18 protein-coding genes are annotated in these 20,309 nt (G+C 61.2%); 14 read left to right on the top strand and 4 right to left on the bottom strand.

Annotation, left to right across the window (positions count from 1 at the left end; genetic code table 11):
* Positions 1–55: 55 nt before the first annotated feature.
* Positions 56–652 carry a superoxide dismutase gene (locus NKJ55_RS05895; RefSeq protein ID WP_023677850.1) on the bottom strand — a complete coding sequence of 199 codons (597 nt, stop codon included), beginning with the start codon at positions 650–652 and terminating at the stop codon, positions 56–58.
* Between the two features lie 107 nt (positions 653–759).
* Positions 760–1,638, bottom strand: coding sequence for a branched-chain amino acid aminotransferase (locus NKJ55_RS05900; RefSeq protein WP_352449060.1), 879 nt, complete (start codon positions 1,636–1,638; stop codon positions 760–762).
* Between the two features lie 151 nt (positions 1,639–1,789).
* Here NKJ55_RS05900 and NKJ55_RS05905 point away from each other — a divergent pair, with 151 nt between their 5' ends.
* Both NKJ55_RS05905 and NKJ55_RS05910 read left to right on the top strand, forming a co-directional pair.
* The gene (locus tag NKJ55_RS05905; RefSeq protein ID WP_023677852.1) at positions 1,790–2,452 is read left to right on the top strand and encodes a haloacid dehalogenase type II; all 663 of its coding nucleotides are present in this window, start codon (positions 1,790–1,792) and stop codon (positions 2,450–2,452) included.
* 174 nt (positions 2,453–2,626) lie between these two features.
* Entirely contained in the window at positions 2,627–3,451 is an 825-nt protein-coding gene (locus tag NKJ55_RS05910; protein ID WP_352449061.1) for a L,D-transpeptidase, read from the top strand.
* Between the two features lie 307 nt (positions 3,452–3,758).
* On the opposite strand, the gene NKJ55_RS05915 is transcribed toward NKJ55_RS05910, so the two are convergent.
* On the bottom strand, positions 3,759–4,793 hold the full coding sequence (locus NKJ55_RS05915; RefSeq protein ID WP_352449062.1) for a LacI family DNA-binding transcriptional regulator: 1,035 nt from the start codon (positions 4,791–4,793) through the stop codon (positions 3,759–3,761).
* Positions 4,794–4,985: 192 nt separating this feature from the next.
* Here NKJ55_RS05915 and NKJ55_RS05920 point away from each other — a divergent pair, with 192 nt between their 5' ends.
* From NKJ55_RS05920 to NKJ55_RS05965, 10 genes are all read left to right on the top strand, one after another.
* Positions 4,986–6,029 (top strand): sterol desaturase family protein, encoded by a 1,044-nt coding sequence (locus NKJ55_RS05920; RefSeq protein WP_352449063.1) that lies wholly within the window; start codon positions 4,986–4,988, stop codon positions 6,027–6,029.
* A gap of 112 nt (positions 6,030–6,141) precedes the next feature.
* Positions 6,142–7,086: a sugar ABC transporter substrate-binding protein gene (locus tag NKJ55_RS05925; RefSeq protein ID WP_502901421.1), complete on the top strand. Its 945-nt coding sequence runs from the start codon at positions 6,142–6,144 to the stop codon at positions 7,084–7,086.
* 68 nt (positions 7,087–7,154) lie between these two features.
* Positions 7,155–8,237 carry an ABC transporter permease gene (locus NKJ55_RS05930; protein WP_352449065.1) on the top strand — a complete coding sequence of 361 codons (1,083 nt, stop codon included), beginning with the start codon at positions 7,155–7,157 and terminating at the stop codon, positions 8,235–8,237.
* On the top strand, positions 8,237–9,256 hold the full coding sequence (locus tag NKJ55_RS05935) for an ABC transporter permease (protein ID WP_352449222.1): 1,020 nt from the start codon (positions 8,237–8,239) through the stop codon (positions 9,254–9,256). The genes NKJ55_RS05930 and NKJ55_RS05935 overlap by 1 nt, the downstream gene beginning before the upstream one ends.
* Before the next feature lie 122 nt (positions 9,257–9,378).
* On the top strand, positions 9,379–10,224 hold the full coding sequence (locus NKJ55_RS05940; protein ID WP_352449066.1) for an ATP-binding cassette domain-containing protein: 846 nt from the start codon (positions 9,379–9,381) through the stop codon (positions 10,222–10,224).
* 85 nt (positions 10,225–10,309) lie between these two features.
* Positions 10,310–11,314, top strand: a complete 1,005-nt coding sequence (locus tag NKJ55_RS05945; protein ID WP_352449067.1) for a Gfo/Idh/MocA family oxidoreductase — start codon at positions 10,310–10,312, stop codon at positions 11,312–11,314.
* Positions 11,311–12,270 (top strand): sugar phosphate isomerase/epimerase family protein, encoded by a 960-nt coding sequence (locus tag NKJ55_RS05950; RefSeq protein ID WP_352449068.1) that lies wholly within the window; start codon positions 11,311–11,313, stop codon positions 12,268–12,270. The genes NKJ55_RS05945 and NKJ55_RS05950 overlap by 4 nt, the downstream gene beginning before the upstream one ends.
* An 11-nt stretch (positions 12,271–12,281) precedes the next feature.
* Positions 12,282–12,590, top strand: coding sequence for a MocE family 2Fe-2S type ferredoxin (locus NKJ55_RS05955; protein ID WP_192180180.1), 309 nt, complete (start codon positions 12,282–12,284; stop codon positions 12,588–12,590).
* A gap of 6 nt (positions 12,591–12,596) precedes the next feature.
* Positions 12,597–13,376 carry a TIM barrel protein gene (locus NKJ55_RS05960; protein WP_352449069.1) on the top strand — a complete coding sequence of 260 codons (780 nt, stop codon included), beginning with the start codon at positions 12,597–12,599 and terminating at the stop codon, positions 13,374–13,376.
* A gap of 136 nt (positions 13,377–13,512) precedes the next feature.
* Entirely contained in the window at positions 13,513–14,337 is an 825-nt protein-coding gene (locus NKJ55_RS05965; protein WP_352449070.1) for a 3-methyl-2-oxobutanoate hydroxymethyltransferase, read from the top strand.
* 594 nt (positions 14,338–14,931) lie between these two features.
* Here NKJ55_RS05965 and NKJ55_RS05970 read toward each other — a convergent pair.
* Entirely contained in the window at positions 14,932–16,464 is a 1,533-nt protein-coding gene (locus NKJ55_RS05970; RefSeq protein ID WP_352449071.1) for a helicase HerA-like C-terminal domain-containing protein, read from the bottom strand.
* 274 nt (positions 16,465–16,738) lie between these two features.
* Between NKJ55_RS05970 and NKJ55_RS05975 the strand changes: the two genes are divergently transcribed.
* Both NKJ55_RS05975 and scpA read left to right on the top strand, forming a co-directional pair.
* Positions 16,739–18,181: a methylmalonyl-CoA mutase subunit beta gene (locus NKJ55_RS05975; RefSeq protein ID WP_352449072.1), complete on the top strand. Its 1,443-nt coding sequence runs from the start codon at positions 16,739–16,741 to the stop codon at positions 18,179–18,181.
* Positions 18,178–20,301, top strand: a complete 2,124-nt coding sequence (gene scpA, locus NKJ55_RS05980) for a methylmalonyl-CoA mutase (protein ID WP_352449073.1) — start codon at positions 18,178–18,180, stop codon at positions 20,299–20,301. The genes NKJ55_RS05975 and scpA overlap by 4 nt, the downstream gene beginning before the upstream one ends.
* The last annotated feature ends 8 nt before the right edge of the window (positions 20,302–20,309 follow it).

Raw genomic sequence — 20,309 nt, forward strand, 5'->3', positions numbered from 1 at the left:
CGTTCTGATGCTGAAAAAGAAAAGCCCCGGTTCTGCCGGGGCTTTCTGGAACGGATCAGGCCTTTTCGTAGAGCTCGAGCACATAGTCCCAGTTGATGAGACTGTCGACGAAGGCTTCGAGGTATTTCGGCCGGGCGTTGCGGTAATCGATGTAGTAGGAATGTTCCCAGACATCGACGCCGAGGATCGGGGTCGCGCCATGGACGAGCGGGTTCTCGCCGTTCGGCGTCTTCGAGATCGCCAGCTTGCCGTCCTTGACCGAGACCCAGGCCCAACCCGAACCGAACTGGGTGGTGCCGGCGGCGATGAAGTCGGCTTTGAACTTGTCGTAGCCACCAAGATCGCTGTCGACCGCCTTTTGCAATGCGCCCGGCAGCTTGTTGCCACCGCCGCCCTTCTTCATCCATTTCCAGAAATGGATGTGATTGTAGTGCTGGGCGGCATTGTTGAAGAGGCCCGCATTCTTGCCGAAGGACTGTTTGACGGCCTCTTCGACCGACAAATCGCCCATGCCCGCCTCGGCGGCCAGCTTGTTGCCGTTGTCGACATAGGCCTTGTGGTGCTTGTCGTGATGATATTCCAGCGTTTCCTTGGACATGTAAGGCTGCAAGGCCTCGTAATCATAGGGCAAGGCGGGCAATTCAAAAGCCATCGGTCGTACTCCCTCGTGGAAAAATCCGGTGTCGATACCGGACTAACATAGGACTGGATTGGTCTGGAACAACTCCGGAAACGAAGCGCCGGCCGCTTTTTAGCGGGTCAGCCGGGCGAAGTCGAATGCGCCCATTCCCAATAGAGTTCGCGCGCCTTCTTGGCCACCGGTCCGGGCTGCAGATTGCGATCCTCGATACGGGTGACCGGCACGACTTTCGAGTGGTTTCCGGTCGAGAAGATTTCGTCCGCCTCCAGGAAATCGCGGATCGACAGCGTCTTTTCCGTCGTCGTGAAACCGTATTCGCCTAGCAGGGCCATGGTGCGCGCGCGGGTAATGCCGGACAGGAAGGTGCCGTTCGGCGCCGGCGTCAGGACATGGCCGTCCTTGACCAGAAAAATATTCGAGGTGCCGGTCTCGGCGACATTGCCCAGCATGTCGAGCACGAGCGCATTGTCGAAGCCGCGCATCTTGGCTTCGAGGATGGAACGGCCGTTGTTGGGATAAAGGCAGCCAGCCTTGGCGTTGGTCGGCATGGTCTCGATGGTCGGGCGCCGGAACGGCGAAACCGTCACCGAAAACCCCGCCGGCGAGATCATCGGCGATTCGTAGAGGCAAAGGCAGAAACGCGTCGAGGCCGGGTCGGCCGGCACGCCCATATAGCCGCCATGCTCGGCCCAATACATCGGCCTGATATAGACCGCCGTGTTGCCGTCGAACTTCTTCAGCCCGTCCCAGGTCAGGCCGACGATCTTGTCGGTGCTCATCGTCGGTTTCAGGCCGAGCGCGATCGCCGAGGCATTTACCCGCGCTGCATGGCGATCGAGATCGGGAGCGACGCCCTCGAACCAGCGGGCGCCGTCGAACACGCTGGTGCCGAGCCACATGGCGTGGCTGCGCGGCCCTAGAATGGCAACGTTGCCCTCGTACCAGTCGCCGTCGACGAAGGTCCATGTCGCGGATTGCGCCGCAGTCGCCAGTGTCATTGCCAGGTTCCGTTCGATGCTTGTTGCGGCGCATTGGAAGATGCTTTGGCGGCCGCCGTCAACCGGCTTGGCTGAGATTTGTTGAGGCCAGCGGGCTGGCGGACTGCAATCAGCGCTTGCGCCATGCCTTACGCGGCCTCAAAACTGTCGAATGCAGTTCGCGGCTTACGTTTTCGACGCCTATGGCACGCTGTTCGACGTGCATGCGGCCGTGCGCCGTCACGCCGACCAGATCGGGCCGGACGGCCAGTTGCTGTCCGATATCTGGCGCGCCAAGCAGCTGGAATATTCCTGGGTCAGGACGCTGATGGGGGCCTATGCCGATTTCTGGCAGCTCACCGAGCAGGCCCTCGACTTCGCCCTGCGCAAGGTTCCATCCGCGGATGCCGGGCTGAGGGCGAAGCTGCTCGAGGCCTATTGGCGGCTGGACTGCTATCCGGAGGTGCCGGCCGTGCTCAAGGCGCTCAAGGCATCGGGGGCAAGGCTGGCGATCCTGTCCAACGGTTCGCCTGAGATGCTGCAAGCGGCCGTCAAATCCGCCGCGCTCGACCAGGTCCTGGACGACGTCTTTTCCGTCGACAGCGTCAGGCGCTTCAAGACCGATCCGTCGGTCTACGACATGGTCACCACGGGATGGCGCCTCTATCCGGGCGCTGTCTCTTTCCAGTCATCCAACCGCTGGGACGTCGCCGGCGCCACCAAATTCGGCTTCAGGACGGTGTGGATCAACCGCGCCAATCAGCCAGAGGAATACCGGGATTTTCCACCGGCCCTGATCCTGCCGTCCCTTGAAGGTCTGGTCGCCGGGGGGTGACACCGGAAATGTTGCGTCGGCGCAACAGTGACGATCCAGTCACAGCTTTGCCTTTGTTTGTCCACCCTGCGGCCAGAATTGGAACCGCCTATCGCGCCGAGCATTGCTCGGGCAACCGCGCGCAACCGGACGCATTTATGCTTTGTTGCGATTTGAGACTTAAAAAAGGCAATCATGTTCACACCCCCATCGTCCTCTTTTCGCCTGAGCCGTCGCGGTTTTCTCAACGCAGCAGCCCTTGGCGCCGCCTCGGTCGCGGTCTCCAGTTGCACCACGCTGTCGCAACAACCGGTCGAGCCGCCGCCGCCGACCTATGTCGAGCCGGCGCTCGGCGACTATGTGACGATGTATGGGCCGATGTCGGATGGCGGCTTCGAGCTGCCGGCCATACCGGTCGACAAGATCGACCCGCAGTTCCTGCGCCAGATCGTGGACGATCCGACCGGGCAGCAGCCGGGTACCATCGTCGTCGACACCACCAATCACTTCCTCTATCTGGTGCGCCCGGGCGGCCAGGCGATCCGCTATGGCGTCGGCCTCGGCCGCGCCGGCTTCGAATGGTCGGGCGATGCGGTGGTCCAATGGAAGCAGAAATGGCCGAAATGGACGCCGCCGGACGACATGATCGCCCGGCAGCCGGAGTTGAAGCCGTACAGCGCCGACAATGGCGGCATGCCCGGTGGGCTCAAGAACCCGCTTGGCGCACGGGCGCTTTATCTCTTCCAGGGCAACCAGGACACGCTCTACCGCTTGCACGGTTCGCCGGAATGGCGGTCGATCGGCAAATCGGTGTCGTCGGGCTGTGTTCGCCTGATGAACCAGGACATTATCGATCTCTACGACCGAGTGCCGAACAAGACCCCGGTCGTGGTGACGGCCGACATCGGCCAGCCGATGGTGGCGACAGCAAACCGCAAAGCCATCCCGATCGACGCCGGCGTGCCGGAAGGATCGATCCTGCTCGGCCCGATAAAATCGGTGACCAACTCGATCTTCTGAGCTGGGCGAAAAGCGCGGGGGCGGAATTGCTCACGGCTCCTGCTGGTTTTGCCGAGCGTCGGCTTGCCCGTTCCGGTGCCCGCCTTCAGGTGCGGTGTTTAAGCCAAGCAGCGGATTTTGCCGCGCTCTGTGCAGACGCCGCCGGTGGACAGATCATGACCCAAATCCGTCTTCCGAAGGCCAAGCGGTCGGATGACCGCTTTGCGCCCGATGTCGGACGTTGAGGTTGGCTTGTGCGTGAGCTGAAAGCGGACATTCTGATGGGGTCGAAGAACGCCCGAAGGGCGACCCCTAGCTGACATTTGCCTCAGATATTTTCCGGCGTGACTATTTCGAAAGGAATTGACCGCTGAAGGGTGGCGAACGGTGCTTGTGGTCCAATGACATCAATCATGGTTTGGACAAGAAAGGCCGAGGTTGCGTCGAGCGGATGACAGAGAGCTGCAGTGATCAACCCTTCAGACAGTCCCTTTCGGGTTTCGGGTCCAATATCACGGCAAACCAGCTTGATCCCCGAACGCTTCTCGAGAGTTGCCTCCCTTAGCGCACGGAGGACGCCGGTTATTCCGCCGCCGACGATCAGAATGCCCACAAGGTCGTCAGTCGCCTTCAGCAACTCGGCCACCATGCGGTACGCCTCACTCGATTCCTCATGGGTCGGACGACTTTCCTCCACTGTTAGCCGCGGAGCATGCTCGCGCAAATAGGACCGGAAGCTGGCGTCTGCGACGTCCTGGCATTGATAGCGGTGGTTCCCTATGAACACCGCAATGCGACCAGGGCCATGTGTGGTCTGGGTGATCAGGAAGGCTGCGGTGCGCCCCAGCTTCCAGTTATCGGTGCCTACATACGCCGCCCGTTCCGGCGCTGATTGGTCGGTAATGTAAGAGACGACGGGTTTCCCGATCTCCTTCAGAGAACGGATGGCCTGGCCAATGATCGGATGATCTGCGGCGACCACAGCGACAGCGTCGCACGACTCGCCGAGCGCGACGAGGCGGCTCGAGATCGTCTCCGGTGTCAGCAGATCCACAAAGTCGATAACCGGCTCGATCACCTCGTCCCGGCGATCGCGACAGGCGGCAACGATTTTCTTGCCGAACAGCTGGTAGAGATCGCGAGTGGACTGCTGAAGTAGGAAACCCAACCGATAATGCGGCGATATCTGACGGGCTCGGTTATCAATCGCGCCGATGCCGTAGAACCCTATTTCTTCAGCCGCGCTTTGAACGCGCTGGATGGTTTTCGGACGTACGGAAACCGAGCCACTCAGAATTCTGTTTACGGTCGCTGTGGATACGCCTGCGGCAATAGCGAGATCGCGAATTGTCGGCCGAGTCATGAACCTCACCTTCGTTTGTATCATGATGATTGAGCCGAAATGATACAAATGTCATTTTGATATTATTTTCGACTACTACAAATATCAACCCTCCGATATGAAATGTGCCAGCTAGGGATATGATCTGATGATGGCTCCCGGCGGCTAGACCCACACGCTCAAGACTGATCCGGGCACGGAGGTGCTGTTACGATGGATGACCTTCAGTATGGGACACGCGACAAGCGCGGCAATTGGGCGCCGCACCGCCGCGCCGAACCGGCGCCGTTGTGGCATCGTCCGTTCAATGCAAGAAAGGTCATCGCCTGGCTCCCTGATTTTTTTTGGCCGTGGAATGCTTTCCACATCGCCACATCGCTCCTCTGGGTGAATTTTCTCATCCCGAACTGGCAGAGCCTGGCAAGCTTGTCGGTGCTCAACTATTTTTGGCTTTACGGTCTGAACGCCGCCGGCATTTTCCTGTTTTATGGCTTCTTCGAGCTGCGCTTCTACGTTCATCGCCGGCAGGGCACGCGCTTCAAATACAATGCCAAATTTCCGTCTGATGTGCCGTCCGATGTTTTCTGGTTCCAGCGCCAGAACCTAGACAATTTCCTGCGGTCCTTCTTTGTCACCATTCCGCTGTGGACGGTGGTCGAAATCGTGATGCTGTGGGTCTACGCCAACAGCTGGGCGGTCTGGCTGCCCTGGACGACCAATTGGCTCTACTTGTCTTTCCTGGTGTTGCTCGCGCCGTTTGTTCACGAGGTTTATTTCTTTCTGCTGCACCGCGCGATCCACTGGCCACCTGTCTATAAGTGGGTCCATTCGGTTCACCACAATTCGATCAACCCCAGCCCATGGTCGTCTCTTTCCATGCACCCCGTGGAAGGCTTCCTGTATCACGCCGAGGCGTGGCTGCACCTGCTGATCCCGTCCAACCCGGTCTGCGCCTATTTCACGCTGCACGGCGCCGGCTTTGGCGCGGTCAACGGTCATCTTGGCTTCGAAACGTTTGAACTGACCGACAAGTTGAATCTCGATAGCCACTCTTATGTGCATTACCTGCACCACAAGTACTTCGAGGTGAACTATGGCGGAGACGGTCTCGTGCCGCTCGATAGGCTGTTCGGTACCTGGCACGACGGCAGCAAGGAGGCCGACGACGCGATGAAGGCGCGCTTCCTCAAAAAGAAAGAGAAGCTACGCGCCAAGCAGCAAGCCCCTGGGGCAGGCTCGGGTATGCCGGCGGAGTGACGAAAGGCATCAGCGCCTATGAGGAGAGGGCGCGGGGCAGCAGAACTTAATTTGAACAACTGCAGAGCGGGTGAAACCTGGGAGGACTACTGTGAAGCTTTTAAAGACACTCATATCGGCAACGGTTCTGACTGCATTCAGCACCGGGGTGACACTTGCCGCCAACATCTTCGTGATCGGCGGCAAGCCGGACGATCCGTTTTGGTCGATCGTCAAGCGGGGCGCCGAAGACGCCGGCAAAGTGGTCGAGGCCCAGGGCGGTAAGGTCACTTGGCTCGGTCCCCAGAACTATGACAATCTGGGTGTGGATGCTGCCGAGCTGATCCGGCAGGCCATCGACCAGAAAGCCGATGCCATTGTCGGTCCGGACTGGGTGCCAGAAGCAATGGATCCTGCGTTCAAGGCCGTCAAGGATGCCGGCATTCCACTGGTCATCTACAATGCTGGCGGGTTGAAGGCGGCCGATCGCCTCGGCGCGCTGAACTACGTCGGCTCTGACGACTACAAGGGTGGCGTCGCGGGCGGCGAGTACCTGGCCAAAGCCGGCAGCAAGAAAGGCGTCTGCATCAACACCCTCCCGGGTGCCGCCAATATCGAAGCTTATTGTGGTGGCTTCAAAGAGGGGATGAAGAATGGCGGCGGCGAGGCCGACGTGTTGCCCTTGCCCGCCACGTCGTTCGGTTCAGCTACAGCTGTTGCGCAGGCTGTGAAGGCCTATTTGCTGCAGCACTCGGACGTGACCGCCGTGTTCACCATCGGTAACGTTGACGCCAACTCCGCCATGAACGGCCTCACCCAGGCCGGAAAAAGTGATAAGGTTCATCTCTGCGGCATCAACTTCGACGAGACCATCCTGAACAACATCAAGGATGGGAAACAGGCCTGCGCGATTGATCAGCAAGGCTACCTGCAGGGCTACCTCGCCGTGGCGATCCTGAACGGCAATGTAAACTACGGCCTCACCGTGCCCACTCGTGAGATCCTGACTGGACCCGGCATCATCGATAAGGCTTCCGTAGATGCTACCATCGCTGGTGTGAAAGCCGGGACGCGATAGCCCTTTGTTCAGTGCCGCCCTCGCATGGAGCGGGGGCGGCCATTCCATCTCCCTGCGGCGGCCTCATCGTGGCTGGCCGCCCGCTCGCGGATTACCCAATGGCACATCCCGTGACTTCCACATCGATCCCGGCGGCGGACCCCACGCGGTCCGGACTCGCCCTCGGCCGGCTGGCGCGTCGACCAGAGTCGGGCTCATTCCTCGGCCTGGTCGCGGTTCTGCTTTTCTTTGGCCTGTTCGGCGGAAGCGGCTTCCTATCGGCAGCCGGCACGGCCAGCTGGTTGAACATCGCGTCCGAGATTGGGATCATCGCAATGCCGATAGGGTTGCTGATGATCGCCGGGGAACTCGACATCTCGGTCGGCGCCGTGATCCCCGCAGCGTCGCTTACCGCTGCCATCATCTCGGGTCACTATGGGCTGCCCGACTGGCTTGGCATAACGGCCGCGCTTGGCCTCGGCCTCGCTGTCGGCCTCCTCAACGGGCTCTTCGTGACGAGAACGACCATCCCGTCACTCATAATCACAATCGGCACCATGTTCCTCACGATGGGCCTGACGCTAGGTCTCACCGTCAAGATCGCCGGCAGCACCGGCGTGTCACTGGTGCCAGACCCGCTTACCAAGGCAATCTTCGGCGACTATCTCGGCGGCATGTTCCAAGTCACGATCCTGTGGTGGGTGCTGTTCGTGATTGGCCTGTTCTGGCTGTTGCACATCTCCCCACTGGGCAACTGGATCTATGCACTCGGTGGCGACAAGGAAAGTGCGCGCAACGTTGGCATTCCGACCAAACGGCTGACCATCGGCCTGTTCATGCTATCCGGCTTCAATGCCGCTTTCGTCGGGGTCAGCGAGGTGATGGTCTATCAGAGTGCGCAGGTTCTGGCTGGTCAGTCCTTTATCTTCAATTCCATCATGTGTGTGGTCATCGGGGGCGTTCTGCTCACGGGTGGCTTTGGCTCGATCGTTGGCATCGTGTTTGGCACGATTACCTTCTCGATCGTGAACCAGGGCATCTACTTCACCAGCCTGGATCCCAACATCGGAAGCATCATAATCGGCGCGCTTCTTTTGATCGCGGTGCTGACAAACGACACCTTCCGGCAATTGGCACTCAGCTATTCTTCGAAGAGAGGAAAGCAGCCATGATGGACGTGATCAAATCCGTACTGCGTCGTCCCGAAGCCGGCTCGATCCTCAGTCTTATTGGCGTGGTGTTGTTCTTCGTTCTATTCGGCGGCGCCCACCTGGGTACGCTCGTTGGCGCGGCGAGTTGGGTCAATTTCGCGGCCAATCTCGGCATCGTCGCCATTCCCGTCGGGCTGCTGATGATCTCAGGTGAACTAGACATTTCCATCGGCGCTCTGATCCCAGTTGGTTCGATGACAACTGCCATACTCACCGGTTACTACGGACTGCCAATAGGGGTAGGGATAGCTGGAGCGCTGGCAGTCGGCGTGGCGGTAGGCCTGGTCAACGGTCTGCTGACGATCCGTACCTCCGTGCCCTCGCTCATCATTACTCTGGCCACCCTGGTCGCCATGCAGGGGGTGGTGCTCAGTGCTTCGGTGCTTCTGACCGGTAATGCCAGCGTTGCCCTGACCGCACCGGATTGGGCCAAATTCCTCTTCGGCCAGTTGATCGGCGGCAGTCACCAGGTCATCATAATCTGGTGGGTCGCCTTCGCTGTTGTCACAGGCTTCGTTCTGCACAAGACCCGTTACGGGAACTGGCTATTTGCAATGGGCGGCGACCGCGTCAGCGCCCGCAACGCCGGCATTCCGACAGACCGCGTGACCATTGCGTTGTTTGTGTTGTCCGCGGTCAGCGCCACCTTTGTCGGGATCTGTCAGGCGATCCTGTTCAATTCCGCCCAGGTCTCCGGTGGCATGAGCTTTATCTTCAACGCCATCGTGTCCGTGGTCGTGGGCGGCGTGCTGCTGACCGGCGGTTTCGGGTCGGTCGTGGGTATCTTCGTCGGCACCATCACCTTCGCCATCGTCAGCCAGGGCATCTATTTCACCCAGATTGACCGAAACTGGTCGAATCTGATCATCGGCGTGATGCTTCTGGTGGCGGTGATGATGAACCAGTCCTTCCGCGACCTGGCTCTGTATTTCAGGCCGCGGCGCGAGCGAAGCGTGCCGCGGGAGCCAGCAAACCCATGAAAAATGATCTGCTACAGCAGCTAAGCAATGGGCTCGCATCGATTAACGAGCATCGACCTTCAATTTCCTCGCCGATCAACAGTGTCAGGCCAGCCGGATCGCAGATGGGAGATGTGCCCGCCATGAACGACAAACCTGCCATTCTAGAACTGAGGAACGTCAACAAGTCCTTCGGACCAATCGACGTCCTGCACGATATTTCGCTGAGGGTACGCGCCGGCGAAGTGCTTTGTCTGCTCGGTGACAACGGCGCCGGCAAATCAACTCTCATCAAAACGCTCGCCGGTGTCCACAAACCCACCAGCGGCCAGATACTGATGGACGGTCAGCCGGTTACCTTCTCTGGACCTCGGGAGGCCCAGGCACAAGGAATCGCCACAGTGCACCAGTTCGGCGGCACCTTCCCGCTGATGAGCATCGGGCGGTCCTTCTTCGTCGGCGTAGAGCCGACCAAAGGCTGGGGACCGTTCAAGATCTACGACCGCAAGCGCGCCAACGAAATCGCAGTGAAAGCGGTACGCGATTTCGGAATCACCCGCATCGATGACGGTGACCGCCTGGTTGGGGGACTGTCCGGCGGCGAGCGCCAGTCGCTCGCCATTGCCCGTGCTGTGTATTTTGGAGCGCGCTTACTGATCCTGGACGAACCGACCGCAGCGCTCGGCGTCAAGCAGGCCTCGCACGTGCTGCGTATCGTCAACGAGGCGAAGAGGCGCGGCCTGGCCGTGGTCTTCATCACCCACCAGGTCATGCACGCCATGGCCGTCGGCGATCATTTCGCGGTGCTGATCCGCGGCGCCATCGCCGCCGATTTCCGCAAAGGCCAACGGTCCCGCGAGGAGATCACAGATCTGATGGCAGGCGGCGAGACCATGGCCGACCTCGAAGCCCAGGTCGAGGGTTACATGGCCGAGCATGAAGGCCATCCGCCGTCCCTCCAGGTGTTGGGAGGCCCAGCCGCTCAGTAGATTTCTTAAAAGGCGCCAACCAGGCGTGGCTCCATGCCGCTGAGTTGGCCGTTGCCCTAATCCGAAGAGCAAAAGCAGGACACAAATGACAATCCGCATTGCAGTGATCGGCGCCGGTTTGATGGGCGCGGATCATGCCAAGATAGTTGCCGAGGAACTGCCCGGCGCAACCCTGCAATTGGTCTGCGACATGGATGAGCAGCGCGCTCGTTCTGTTGCCGGCGCGTATGGCGCTATCGACATTGCCACTGACCCCCAGTGCGCCATCACGCGGCAAGACGTGGACGCCGTGATCATTGCGAGTCCCGATTTCACGCATGCGCCGCTTTCGATGGCCTGCATAGCCGCCGGCAAGCGCGTCCTATGCGAAAAACCGCTGTCACAAGCATCGGCTGACTGCATCGCGGTGATGGAAGCCGAACAGAAAGCGGGGGCGAAATTCGTCCAGCTCGGCTTCATGCGGCGTTACGACCGCTCCTATCAGGAAATGAAGCAGGCGCTCGATAATGGTCATCTCGGTCGGGCGCTGATGATGCACAATTTTCACCGCAATGTTGAAACGCCTGCGGCCGACTTCACCGGCGCGATGGCTATCACCAATTCGGCCCCGCACGAATTCGACGTCGTGCGTTACGTGCTCGGCACCGAATATGCTGCCATCTCTGCATTCCAGCCAAGCCGCTCGGACGCGCGTGTGGCACCTGTCGTCATGGTGCTGGAAACGGTGGATGGGCAGCTCGTCAACATTGAGATCAACAACAACGCCGCCTATGGCTATGACGTTCGCGCCGAGCTGATTGGCGAGAACGGCGCCGTGGCAACCAACAACGTTGCCTACACCCGCACGGAGGCAGCGCTTACCCAAAGCACAAGCTACGACGCCGACTGGCGCACCCGCTATTACGATGCCTATCGCCGCCAGAACCGCGACTTCCTTCGCTTCGTCATGACTGGTGAGTTCCCCGCGACCGCCTCGGACTGCTGGGACGGCTACTGCGCCGCCGTCGTTGCCGAGGCCGGCGTGGTAGCGCTGAAGGAAGCCCGTCGTACGCCTGTCCAGATGATTGCAAAGCCGGAGTTCTACGCGTGAAGCTGGGTTTCGTTTCAGACAGTCTCGGCAATCTGCCGTTCGACGCGGTGCTTGATCATGCGCAGCGCATGGGGGTATCCGGCATCGAGGTGAACACTTGCGGCTGGTCGACCGCCCCGCATTTCCGGCTTTCGTCCATGCTGGGTAACAGGGAAGCGCAGAAGCGGATTGCTGCAGCCTTCGAGGAACGCGGCCTGGAGATCATAAGCCTCAACGCCAACGGCAATCCGCTGCACCCAACTGATCCGGCCCAGGGCCAAGGGTTGAAAGACACGATCCGCGTGGCCGGCGAGATGGGCATTCGCACCGTCTGCACCATGAGCGGTCTGCCGGCCGGCAGCGCTAGCGACAGCATGCCGAACTGGGTCGTCTCGTCCTGGCCGCCGGAAACGCAGACCGTCCTGAAATATCAGTGGGAAGAGAAGCTGATCCCGTTCTGGACCGGGATCGTGGCGCTGGCGAAAGAAAACCGCGTCGAGCGCATTGCGCTCGAGCTGCATGGCAATCAGTGCGTGTACAACGTGCCCTCGCTCCTGAAGCTTCGAGCAGCGGTAGGACCTGTCGTGGGCGCCAATCTGGACCCGTCGCACCTGTTCTGGATGGGTGCTGATCCCCTCGCTGCTGCCGAAGCGCTGGGCGCGGCCGTTTATCATGTCCATGCCAAGGACACGATGCTGAACCGGCCAGTCCAGGCAACGACCTCGCTGCTTGAGAATGGCAACCTGATGGACATTCCGGCCCGCTCGTGGAGCTACATCACGCTCGGGTTCGGCCATGGTGAGGAGTGGTGGCGGCAATTCTGTTATCGGCTCAAGATGGCTGGCTACGACGGCTGGCTTTCCATCGAGCACGAGGACGTATTTCTGAACTCGCTGGAGGGGCTCGAAAAATCCGTCGCGCTCCTCCAGAGCGTGATGCCGTCAGCTCCCGCAGACTTCAAACCGCAAGATATCTGAGGAGGGATTCAATGCCCTGGGTTGACGCTTGTGCCGCTGACGAAATCGAAGCCGAGGAAGCCAAGCGCTTCGAGAATGGCGGCCGTACCTTCGCGATCTTCCGCAACGACGCGGATGAATACTATTGTACAGACGGGCTTTGCACGCATGAGAAGATCCACCTCGCCGACGGTCTTGTCATGGGTAATACGGTTGAGTGCCCCAAGCATGCTTCCGTTTTCGACTTCACGACTGGCGAAGTAGAGACGCCCCCGGCCTGCGAGAACCTCAAAACTTACAAGACGAAGGTCGAGAACGGCCGCGTCATGGTCGAGGTTTGAGCCATCATGAGCCAACCCTTCCAGTTGGCCGCCTGCGCCGAGATGCTTTGGCTTGATCGTCCGATGGCTTGGCGCGTCGCACGTCTGCATGAGATGGGTTTCGGCGTCGGATTGTGGAATTGGCCGGACCATGACCTCGCAGCGCTCGAGAAGTCGGGGGCGACCTTCACGATCATGAACGGCTACCTCGAAGGAAGGCTCGCCGACGACGAGGGCGCCGACATGCTCTTGAAGTCCGCCCTGGAGACCGCAAGAGTCGGAAAGCGCCTCGGCATTGCCAGGCTCAACCTGCACGGCACCGGTCTCGGCGAAGGCGGTATTCCTATTGTGAAGTCCGAACTCGAGACCGGCCTCATGTGGCTGAAGGCGCGGGACACCTTGAACTGTATCTGCGACATGGCCGAGGCCGAACATGTCGTCTTCACGCTTGAAAACCTGAACCTGCTTGACCACCCGGGCTGCCCCTTCGGCTCGACGGCAGCGGTGCTGGCATTGGTGTCATCGATCAATAGACCCCAACTGCGGATCAATCTCGACCTCTATCACACTCAGATCGGCGAGGGCGATATCGTGCGCTGGTGTCAGAAATGCCTGCCCTTCATCGGCGAGGTGCAGGTGGCCGATAATCCGGGTCGTTGCGAGCCGGGAACAGGCGAGATGAACTGGCCCAACATCGCGAGAGCTCTGTTCGACATGGGGTATCGCGGGCCGGTGGGTCTGGAAGCCTTTGCCCAAAACGATCCGGAGGCAGCGCTGGTCGCTTTCCGGCGGGCTTTTACGGTGTGAGCCATGCGGGGATGCTCATCGGCGCGATGCGGGGCGGGCGTCATGATCAAGGGCGGCCCTGTCCGACCATGCTTTCCGATCGAGCGCTGCTCGCAGATTCCTTTCAAGTCCACCTGACCTGCAGTGGAGGCTGATTATGGCCATGTATCACAACCGTCCTCATGTCGAGGATATCCGAAAGATGAAGAGGAATGGACAGAAGATATCCATGCTCTTCGTCAGCACGCCCGACGAGGCAGCCGCCGCTGCCGCGGCAGGCATTCACATGCTTTCCATCGAGGGCCGATACTTTGACCAGGAAATGCGACAGGCAGCCGGCGACTGTTTCGTTCAAGTCGGTCTGCCTTACGGCGGCTGGGGCAGCTTTGCTGGCCGTCCGCTGGCTACGGCAGAAGACTATCTGCGTGCGGCTTTCCACTTTGCCGGCATTGGTGGCGACGCCTTCTACTGCTCCGCGTCCTACGACATCCAGAAGGCGCTCTGCGACAACCACCTCCCTGTCGTCGGGCATATCGGCCTGATCCCTTCGTACATCACCTGGACCGGTTGGCGCGCAGTCGGAAAGAGCGCGGAAGAAGCGATACGCCTCTGGCGGCACACCCAGAAACTCGAGGAGATTGGTGTCTTCGGGGCGGAACTGGAAGTCGTCCCCGACCGGGTGGCGAAATTCCTGACCGAAAACTCGTCGCTGGTCATGCTTGGCATGGGCGCCGGCAAGCATGCAGATGCGCAATACCTCTTCACAGAGGATGTCTGCGGCTATGGCAAGAATCATAAGCCGCGGCACGGAAAGATTTACCGCAACCTCGGCCCTGAGCTGCAGAAGATCCAGGACGAGCGCGTGGCGGCGTTCAGGGAATACAAAGCCGACGTCGATTCCGGGCGATACCCCGGTTACGAGCACACAGTTCCGATTGGGGGCGCTGACTTCGACAGCTTCATGCGAGCAGCCAAAGGGTGACAACCATGCGTGCGGGGCTATCCGATTCCTCAGGAGCGGGTGTTAGTCAAGTCGAAGTCCGCAACACGAAGGCGCCAACGCTTGCTGAACTCAAAATGCTGATTGCCAAGAGGGAGCTGATCCTTCCGGCGAAGTTGGAAACTCTCGCTCGCGTGATGTTTGCAGAGCCAGACTGCGTTGCCTTCGAAAATTCCGCCTCGATCGCTCGCCGGTGCAACGTGTCAACGACAACCTTATCTCGCCTCGCTCCGCGCCTTGGCTTCAGGTCTTTTAAAGAAATGCAGAACTGCTTCCGAAATCACATCCTTGATCGAAAGGCCCAGCGCAAGCCGAGTTGATAACGCGGCACATCGATCACTGAGAACTCAGATCCGCGCCTCGAGCAAGCCCGCGGGCCAAAGTTCAGTTTTCTAGCCCGGTATTCCCGGAAGCTGCCTTTCCGCTTGCGGCCCAGATCAGACGTTCGGCGCATCGCCGCCAAGCGGCCGCTCTTTCCGCATAGCCGCCGTCCGCTGTCCTCCAGATCTGGCTACTGGCGCTTGATGCCAAGACAGAATTGCCAACACCGATGCCCGCCCTTCGGTCCGATGCCCCTCACCGCCCTCTGGACAGACTGCCCAGTATCCCGCGGACGATCGCCCGTCCGACCGACGAACCGACCGAGCGCACGATGGATTTGATCGCCGCCTCCGCCACGGTCTGACGGTTGGAGGGGCGCGGCGCGCGGCGGCCGCCGGTCGGCTGAGGATCGTCATTGCCGAAGCCGGGAATGGTCCAGCGCGAACGGCCTGCGTCCTGTTGCTGCGCCTGTGCCTCCTGGGCGTCCTTGGCCTTCTTCTGCAGCATCTCGAAGGCCGATTCGCGGTCGATGGTCTGATCGTACTGTCCGGCAACCGGGCTCTCGGTGATCAGCTTGCGGCGCTCGTCGGGCGTGATCGGGCCAAGCCGCGAGGACGGCGGGCGGATCAGCGTTCGCTGCACCATGGAGGGCACGCCCTTGGCTTCCAGCGTCGAGACAAGCGCCTCGCCGGTGCCGAGCTGCGTGATCACGGTTGCGCAGTCGAAATCGGGATTGGGCCTGAACGTCTCGGCCGCCGTCTTGACGGCCTTCTGTTCGCGCGGCGTGTAGGCACGAAGTGCGTGCTGCACGCGGTTGCCGAGCTGGGCCAGCACCGTTTCAGGGATATCCAGCGGATTTTGCGTGACGAAATAAACGCCGACGCCCTTCGAACGGATCAGCCGGACCACCTGTTCGACGCGGTCGATCAGCACCTTCGGGGCGTCGTCGAACAGAAGGTGCGCCTCGTCGAAGAAGAAGACCAGCTTCGGCTTGTCCGGGTCGCCGACCTCGGGCAGTTCCTCGAACAGCTCCGACATCAGCCATAGAAGGAACGTCGCATAGAGTCGCGGATTCATCATCAGCTTGTCGGCGGCGAGCACGCTGATGGCGCCGCGTCCATCGCGCGTGGTGCGCATGATGTCGGCGATCCGCAATGCCGGCTCGCCGAAGAAATTGGCGGCGCCCTGCTGCTCCAGAACCAGCAGCGTGCGCTGGATCGCGCCGACCGAAGGTTTCGTCACATTGCCGTAGCGGGCGCCGATCTCTTCGGCGCGGTCGGCGATATTGGCAAGCAGTGACTGCAGGTCCTTCAAATCGAGCAGCAGAAGGCCTTCCTCGTCGGCGATGCGGAAGGCGATGTTCATGATGCCTTCCTGCGCCTCGGAGAGGTTCATCAAGCGCGACAGAAGCAGTGGGCCCATCTCCGAGATGGTTGCGCGGATCGGGTGGCCCTGCTCGCCGAACAGATCCCAGAAGATGACCGGGAATTCCTGGAATTCATACGGATCGAGCTTGACCTGCTCGGCCCGCTTGACCAGGAAATCCTGCGCTGTGCCCATCATGGCGATACCCGACAGGTCGCCCTTGATGTCGGCGCAGAATACCGGCACGCCGGCATTGGAGAAACCCTCGGCCAATATCTGCAGGGTCACCGTCTTGCCGGTGCCGGTCGCGCCGGTGACCAGGCCGTGACGATTGCCATATTGCAGCAAAAGCTGTTCGGGCCGCTGATAGCTGTCGTCCGGCTTGCGGCTGGCCCCTATGAAGATACTGGTATCGTCGGCCATGTGTCCGGTCTCCGCAAACCTATAGGGTTGAATGCCCTGATCCCTTGAAGAAAAGGGAGCCCCGCCGCAGGTATAGTGAGGCCATTGCGCAGCGACAATGGGCGTTGTCGAAAATGGCTTTTGGAGCTTGCGGAACCTGCCCATGTTTGGCAATCGGTTGACGGTCACAATCACGGAAGGCGCGTTGCACGGGCGTGTGCTGCATTGTGATATCGGGCCGGGGACCGTAGACTGACATAGTCGGCCGCTGCGGCCGCTAGAACGAGGAGAACCGATGGGCGCCGGTGCCTTGACCCAGGATGCCGAACTTCCGAACGTCGACCGGCAACGATGGCTGGCGCTGGCGGAGAAGGCGCTGGCCGGCGGGTCCTTCGAGGAAAAGCTCGTCTCGCATACGGACGACGCCATCCGCATCGAGCCGCTCTACGAGCGTTCGGTAACCGCCGAGCCTGTCGTGCGCGCCAACCCGGGATCACCGTGGATCGTCAGCCAGCGCATCGACGATCCGGACATAGGCCGGGCCAGTGCGCAGGCGCTGGAAGACGTCGCGCAGGGTGCCACCGGACTGTCGCTTGTCTTCGAGGGTGCGCCGAACGCCTTCGGCTATGGCTTGCCGAGGACGGCGGAGGCGCTGGAGGGCGTGCTCGACGGCGTGCCGCTCAACCGCATCCAGATCCGCATCGACGCCCATCCCTGGAGCCGTGCCGTGGCCGACTGGCTGGTGGCGTTTTTGACCAAGCGCCGCTCCGACCCGGCAAAGCTCAACCTCTCCTTCGGCATCGATCCGGCGGCGATATTTGCCGGGACCGGCAGGCTGCGCATGTCGATCGAGGCTTTACAGGCTTCGATGCCGCAATCGCTGGCGCATTTCTTTTCGATGGGTGTGCCCGGCGTGCTGCTGGAAGCCGACGGGCGGGTGTTCCACAATGCCGGCGCCACCGAGGCGCAGGAGCTTGGCACCATGCTCGCCTCGGCCGTCTCCTATTTGAGGCTGTTCGAGAAGGCGCGCCAGCCGCTCGTCTACGCGGCGCCGCATATCGGTTTTGCGCTGAGCGTCGACCAGGACCAGTTCGTGTCGACGGCCAAGGTCAGGGCGTTGCGCAGGCTGTGGGCGCGTGTCCAGGAGGCCTGCTCGATACCGCCCTCCACCGCCAGCATCCATGCCGAAACCTCCTTCCGGATGATGACGACGGCCGACCCGGAAACCAACATCCTGCGCACCACCATCGCCGCTTTCGCGGCTGCCGCCGGCGGCGCGGATTCGATCGCCATCCTGCCGCACACGATCGCGCACGGCCTACCCGCGGGCTTTGCCCGCCGCGTTGCCCGCAACGCGCAACTGATCATGGCCAGCGAAAGCCACGTCGACCACGTCGCCGATCCGGTTTGCGGTTCGGGCGCCGTCGAAGCGCTGACTGCGGAGCTCTGCGCGGCGGCCTGGCAGGAGTTCCAGCAGATCGAGGCGGAAGGCGGCGTGCTGACCAGCCTTGAGCAAGGCCACATCCAGAGGCGCGTCCAGACAGCTTCCGCCCGCCGCAACGCAGCCTACCAGGCGGGCGAACGGGCGATCGTCGGCACGACGCTGCACCCGTCGAAGACCGAGCGTCCGGTCGAGACGCTGGCGGCGGAGCGGCGGCCTGCCTTCACCGAAGGCGTTGCGGTGTGCGAGCCGCTATTTCCGATCCGCATCGATCAGTCGATCGGAGCCGCGCCATGATCCCGGATTTCAGCCAGATCGCCTGGTCGCCGCCACGGCGGGCGCCGGTCGAGATCAAAGGCCAGCGGATGACGCCGGAAGGCATCGCCGTCAAGCATCTCTACAACCAGGGCGATCTCAAGGGCTTGCCGCACCTCGATACCTATCCAGGCCTGCCGCCTTTCGTGCGCGGCCCCTATCCGACGATGTATGTCCAGCAACCCTGGACGATCCGGCAATATGCCGGCTTCTCGACTGCCGAAGAGTCCAACGCCTTCTACCGTCGCAACCTTGCCGCCGGCCAGAAGGGCCTGTCGGTCGCCTTCGATCTCGCCACGCACCGCGGCTACGACAGCGACCATCCGCGCGTCGCCGGCGATGTCGGCATGGCCGGCGTCGCCATCGATTCCATTCTCGACATGCGCCAGCTGTTCGACGGCATCCCGCTTAACGAGATGACGGTATCGATGACGATGAACGGCGCGGTGCTGCCGATCATGGCGCTCTATATCGTCGCAGCGGAGGAACAGGGCGTCGCGCAGAAGGATCTCACTGGGACCATTCAGAACGACATCCTGAAAGAGTTCATGGTGCGCAACACCTACATCTATCCGCCAAAACCTTCGATGCGGATCGTGTCGGACATTTTTTCCTACACGTCGAAGCACATGCCGAAGTTCAATTCGATCTCGATCTCCGGCTACCACATGCAGGAGGCGGGAGCGACGGCGGACCTCGAGCTCGCCTACACGATTGCCGACGGTATCGAATATGCCCGCGCCGGCGTCGCGGCCGGCCTCGACATCGACCGTTTCGCGCCGCGCCTTTCCTTCTTCTGGGCGATCGGTATGAATTTCTTCATGGAAGTCGCGAAGCTGAGAGCAGCGCGCCTTTTGTGGGCCAGCCTGATGCTGAAGAACTTTTCGCCGAAAGACGAGCGCTCGCTGTCGCTGCGCACCCATTGCCAGACTTCGGGCTGGTCGCTGACGGCGCAGGACCCCTACAACAACATCATCCGCACCATGATCGAGGCGATGGCCGCCACTCAAGGCCATACGCAGTCGCTGCACACCAATTCCTTCGACGAGGCAATGGCGCTGCCGACCGACCATTCGGCCCGCATCGCCCGCAACACACAGCTCATCCTGCAGAAGGAATCCGGCACGACGCGCATCATCGACCCGTGGGGCGGCTCCGCCTATGTCGAACGGCTGACACATGATCTGGCGGCGCGTGCGCTTGCGCATATCGAGGAGGTCGAGAGCCTCGGCGGCATGGCCGCGGCGATCGAAAAGGGCCTACCGAAGCTGCGCATCGAAGAGGCTGCCGCGCGCACCCAGGCGTGCATCGATTCCGGCAAACAGATCGTGGTCGGTGTCAATGCTCACCGTCCCGGCACGGACATCGAAGTCGACGTGCTGAAGATCGACAATGCCGAAGTCAGGGCGCGGCAATTGTCGAAGCTGCAGCGGCTGAAAGGCACGCGTGACGTCGCCGCCGTCGAGAGCGCGCTCGATGCGCTGACCCGTGCTGCCGGGAGTAACGCAAACCTGCTGGAATTCGCCATCCGGGCCGCACGCGCCAACGCCACGGTCGGCGAGATTTCGCTGGCGCTGGAAAAGGTTTTCGGCCGCCATGTCGCCTCGGTGCAGACGATCTCCGGCGTCTATCGCAACGCGCTCGGCGACAATCCAGTGGTCGACCGGCTGCAGGACAAGATCGTCGCGTTCGAGGAAAAGTCCGGCGGCAAGCCGCGCATTCTGGTCGCCAAGATGGGCCAAGACGGCCATGATCGCGGCCAGAAAGTGATCGCCACCGCCTTTGCCGACCTAGGCTTCGACGTCACCGTCGGGCCGATGTTCCAGACGCCGGACGAGATCGCCAGGCTGGCCGTCGAGCATGACGTGCACATCGTCGGCGCCTCGTCGCTGGCTGCGGGCCATTTGACGCTTATTCCCGAACTCAAGCATGCGCTGAAGAAGCTCGGCCGCGACGACATGCTGATCGTCGCCGGCGGCGTCATCCCGCCGCAGGATTACGACGCCGTCCGGCAGGCAGGCGCCACTGAAATCTTCCCGCCTGGCACGGTCATCCCGGAAGCGGCGGACCGACTGATGGATCGGCTGCTGCAGGCCGGCTGACGCTGTTG

Source organism: Mesorhizobium sp. M0106, assembly GCF_040322715.1.
In the GTDB taxonomy this organism is placed as follows: Bacteria; Pseudomonadota; Alphaproteobacteria; order Rhizobiales; family Rhizobiaceae; genus Mesorhizobium.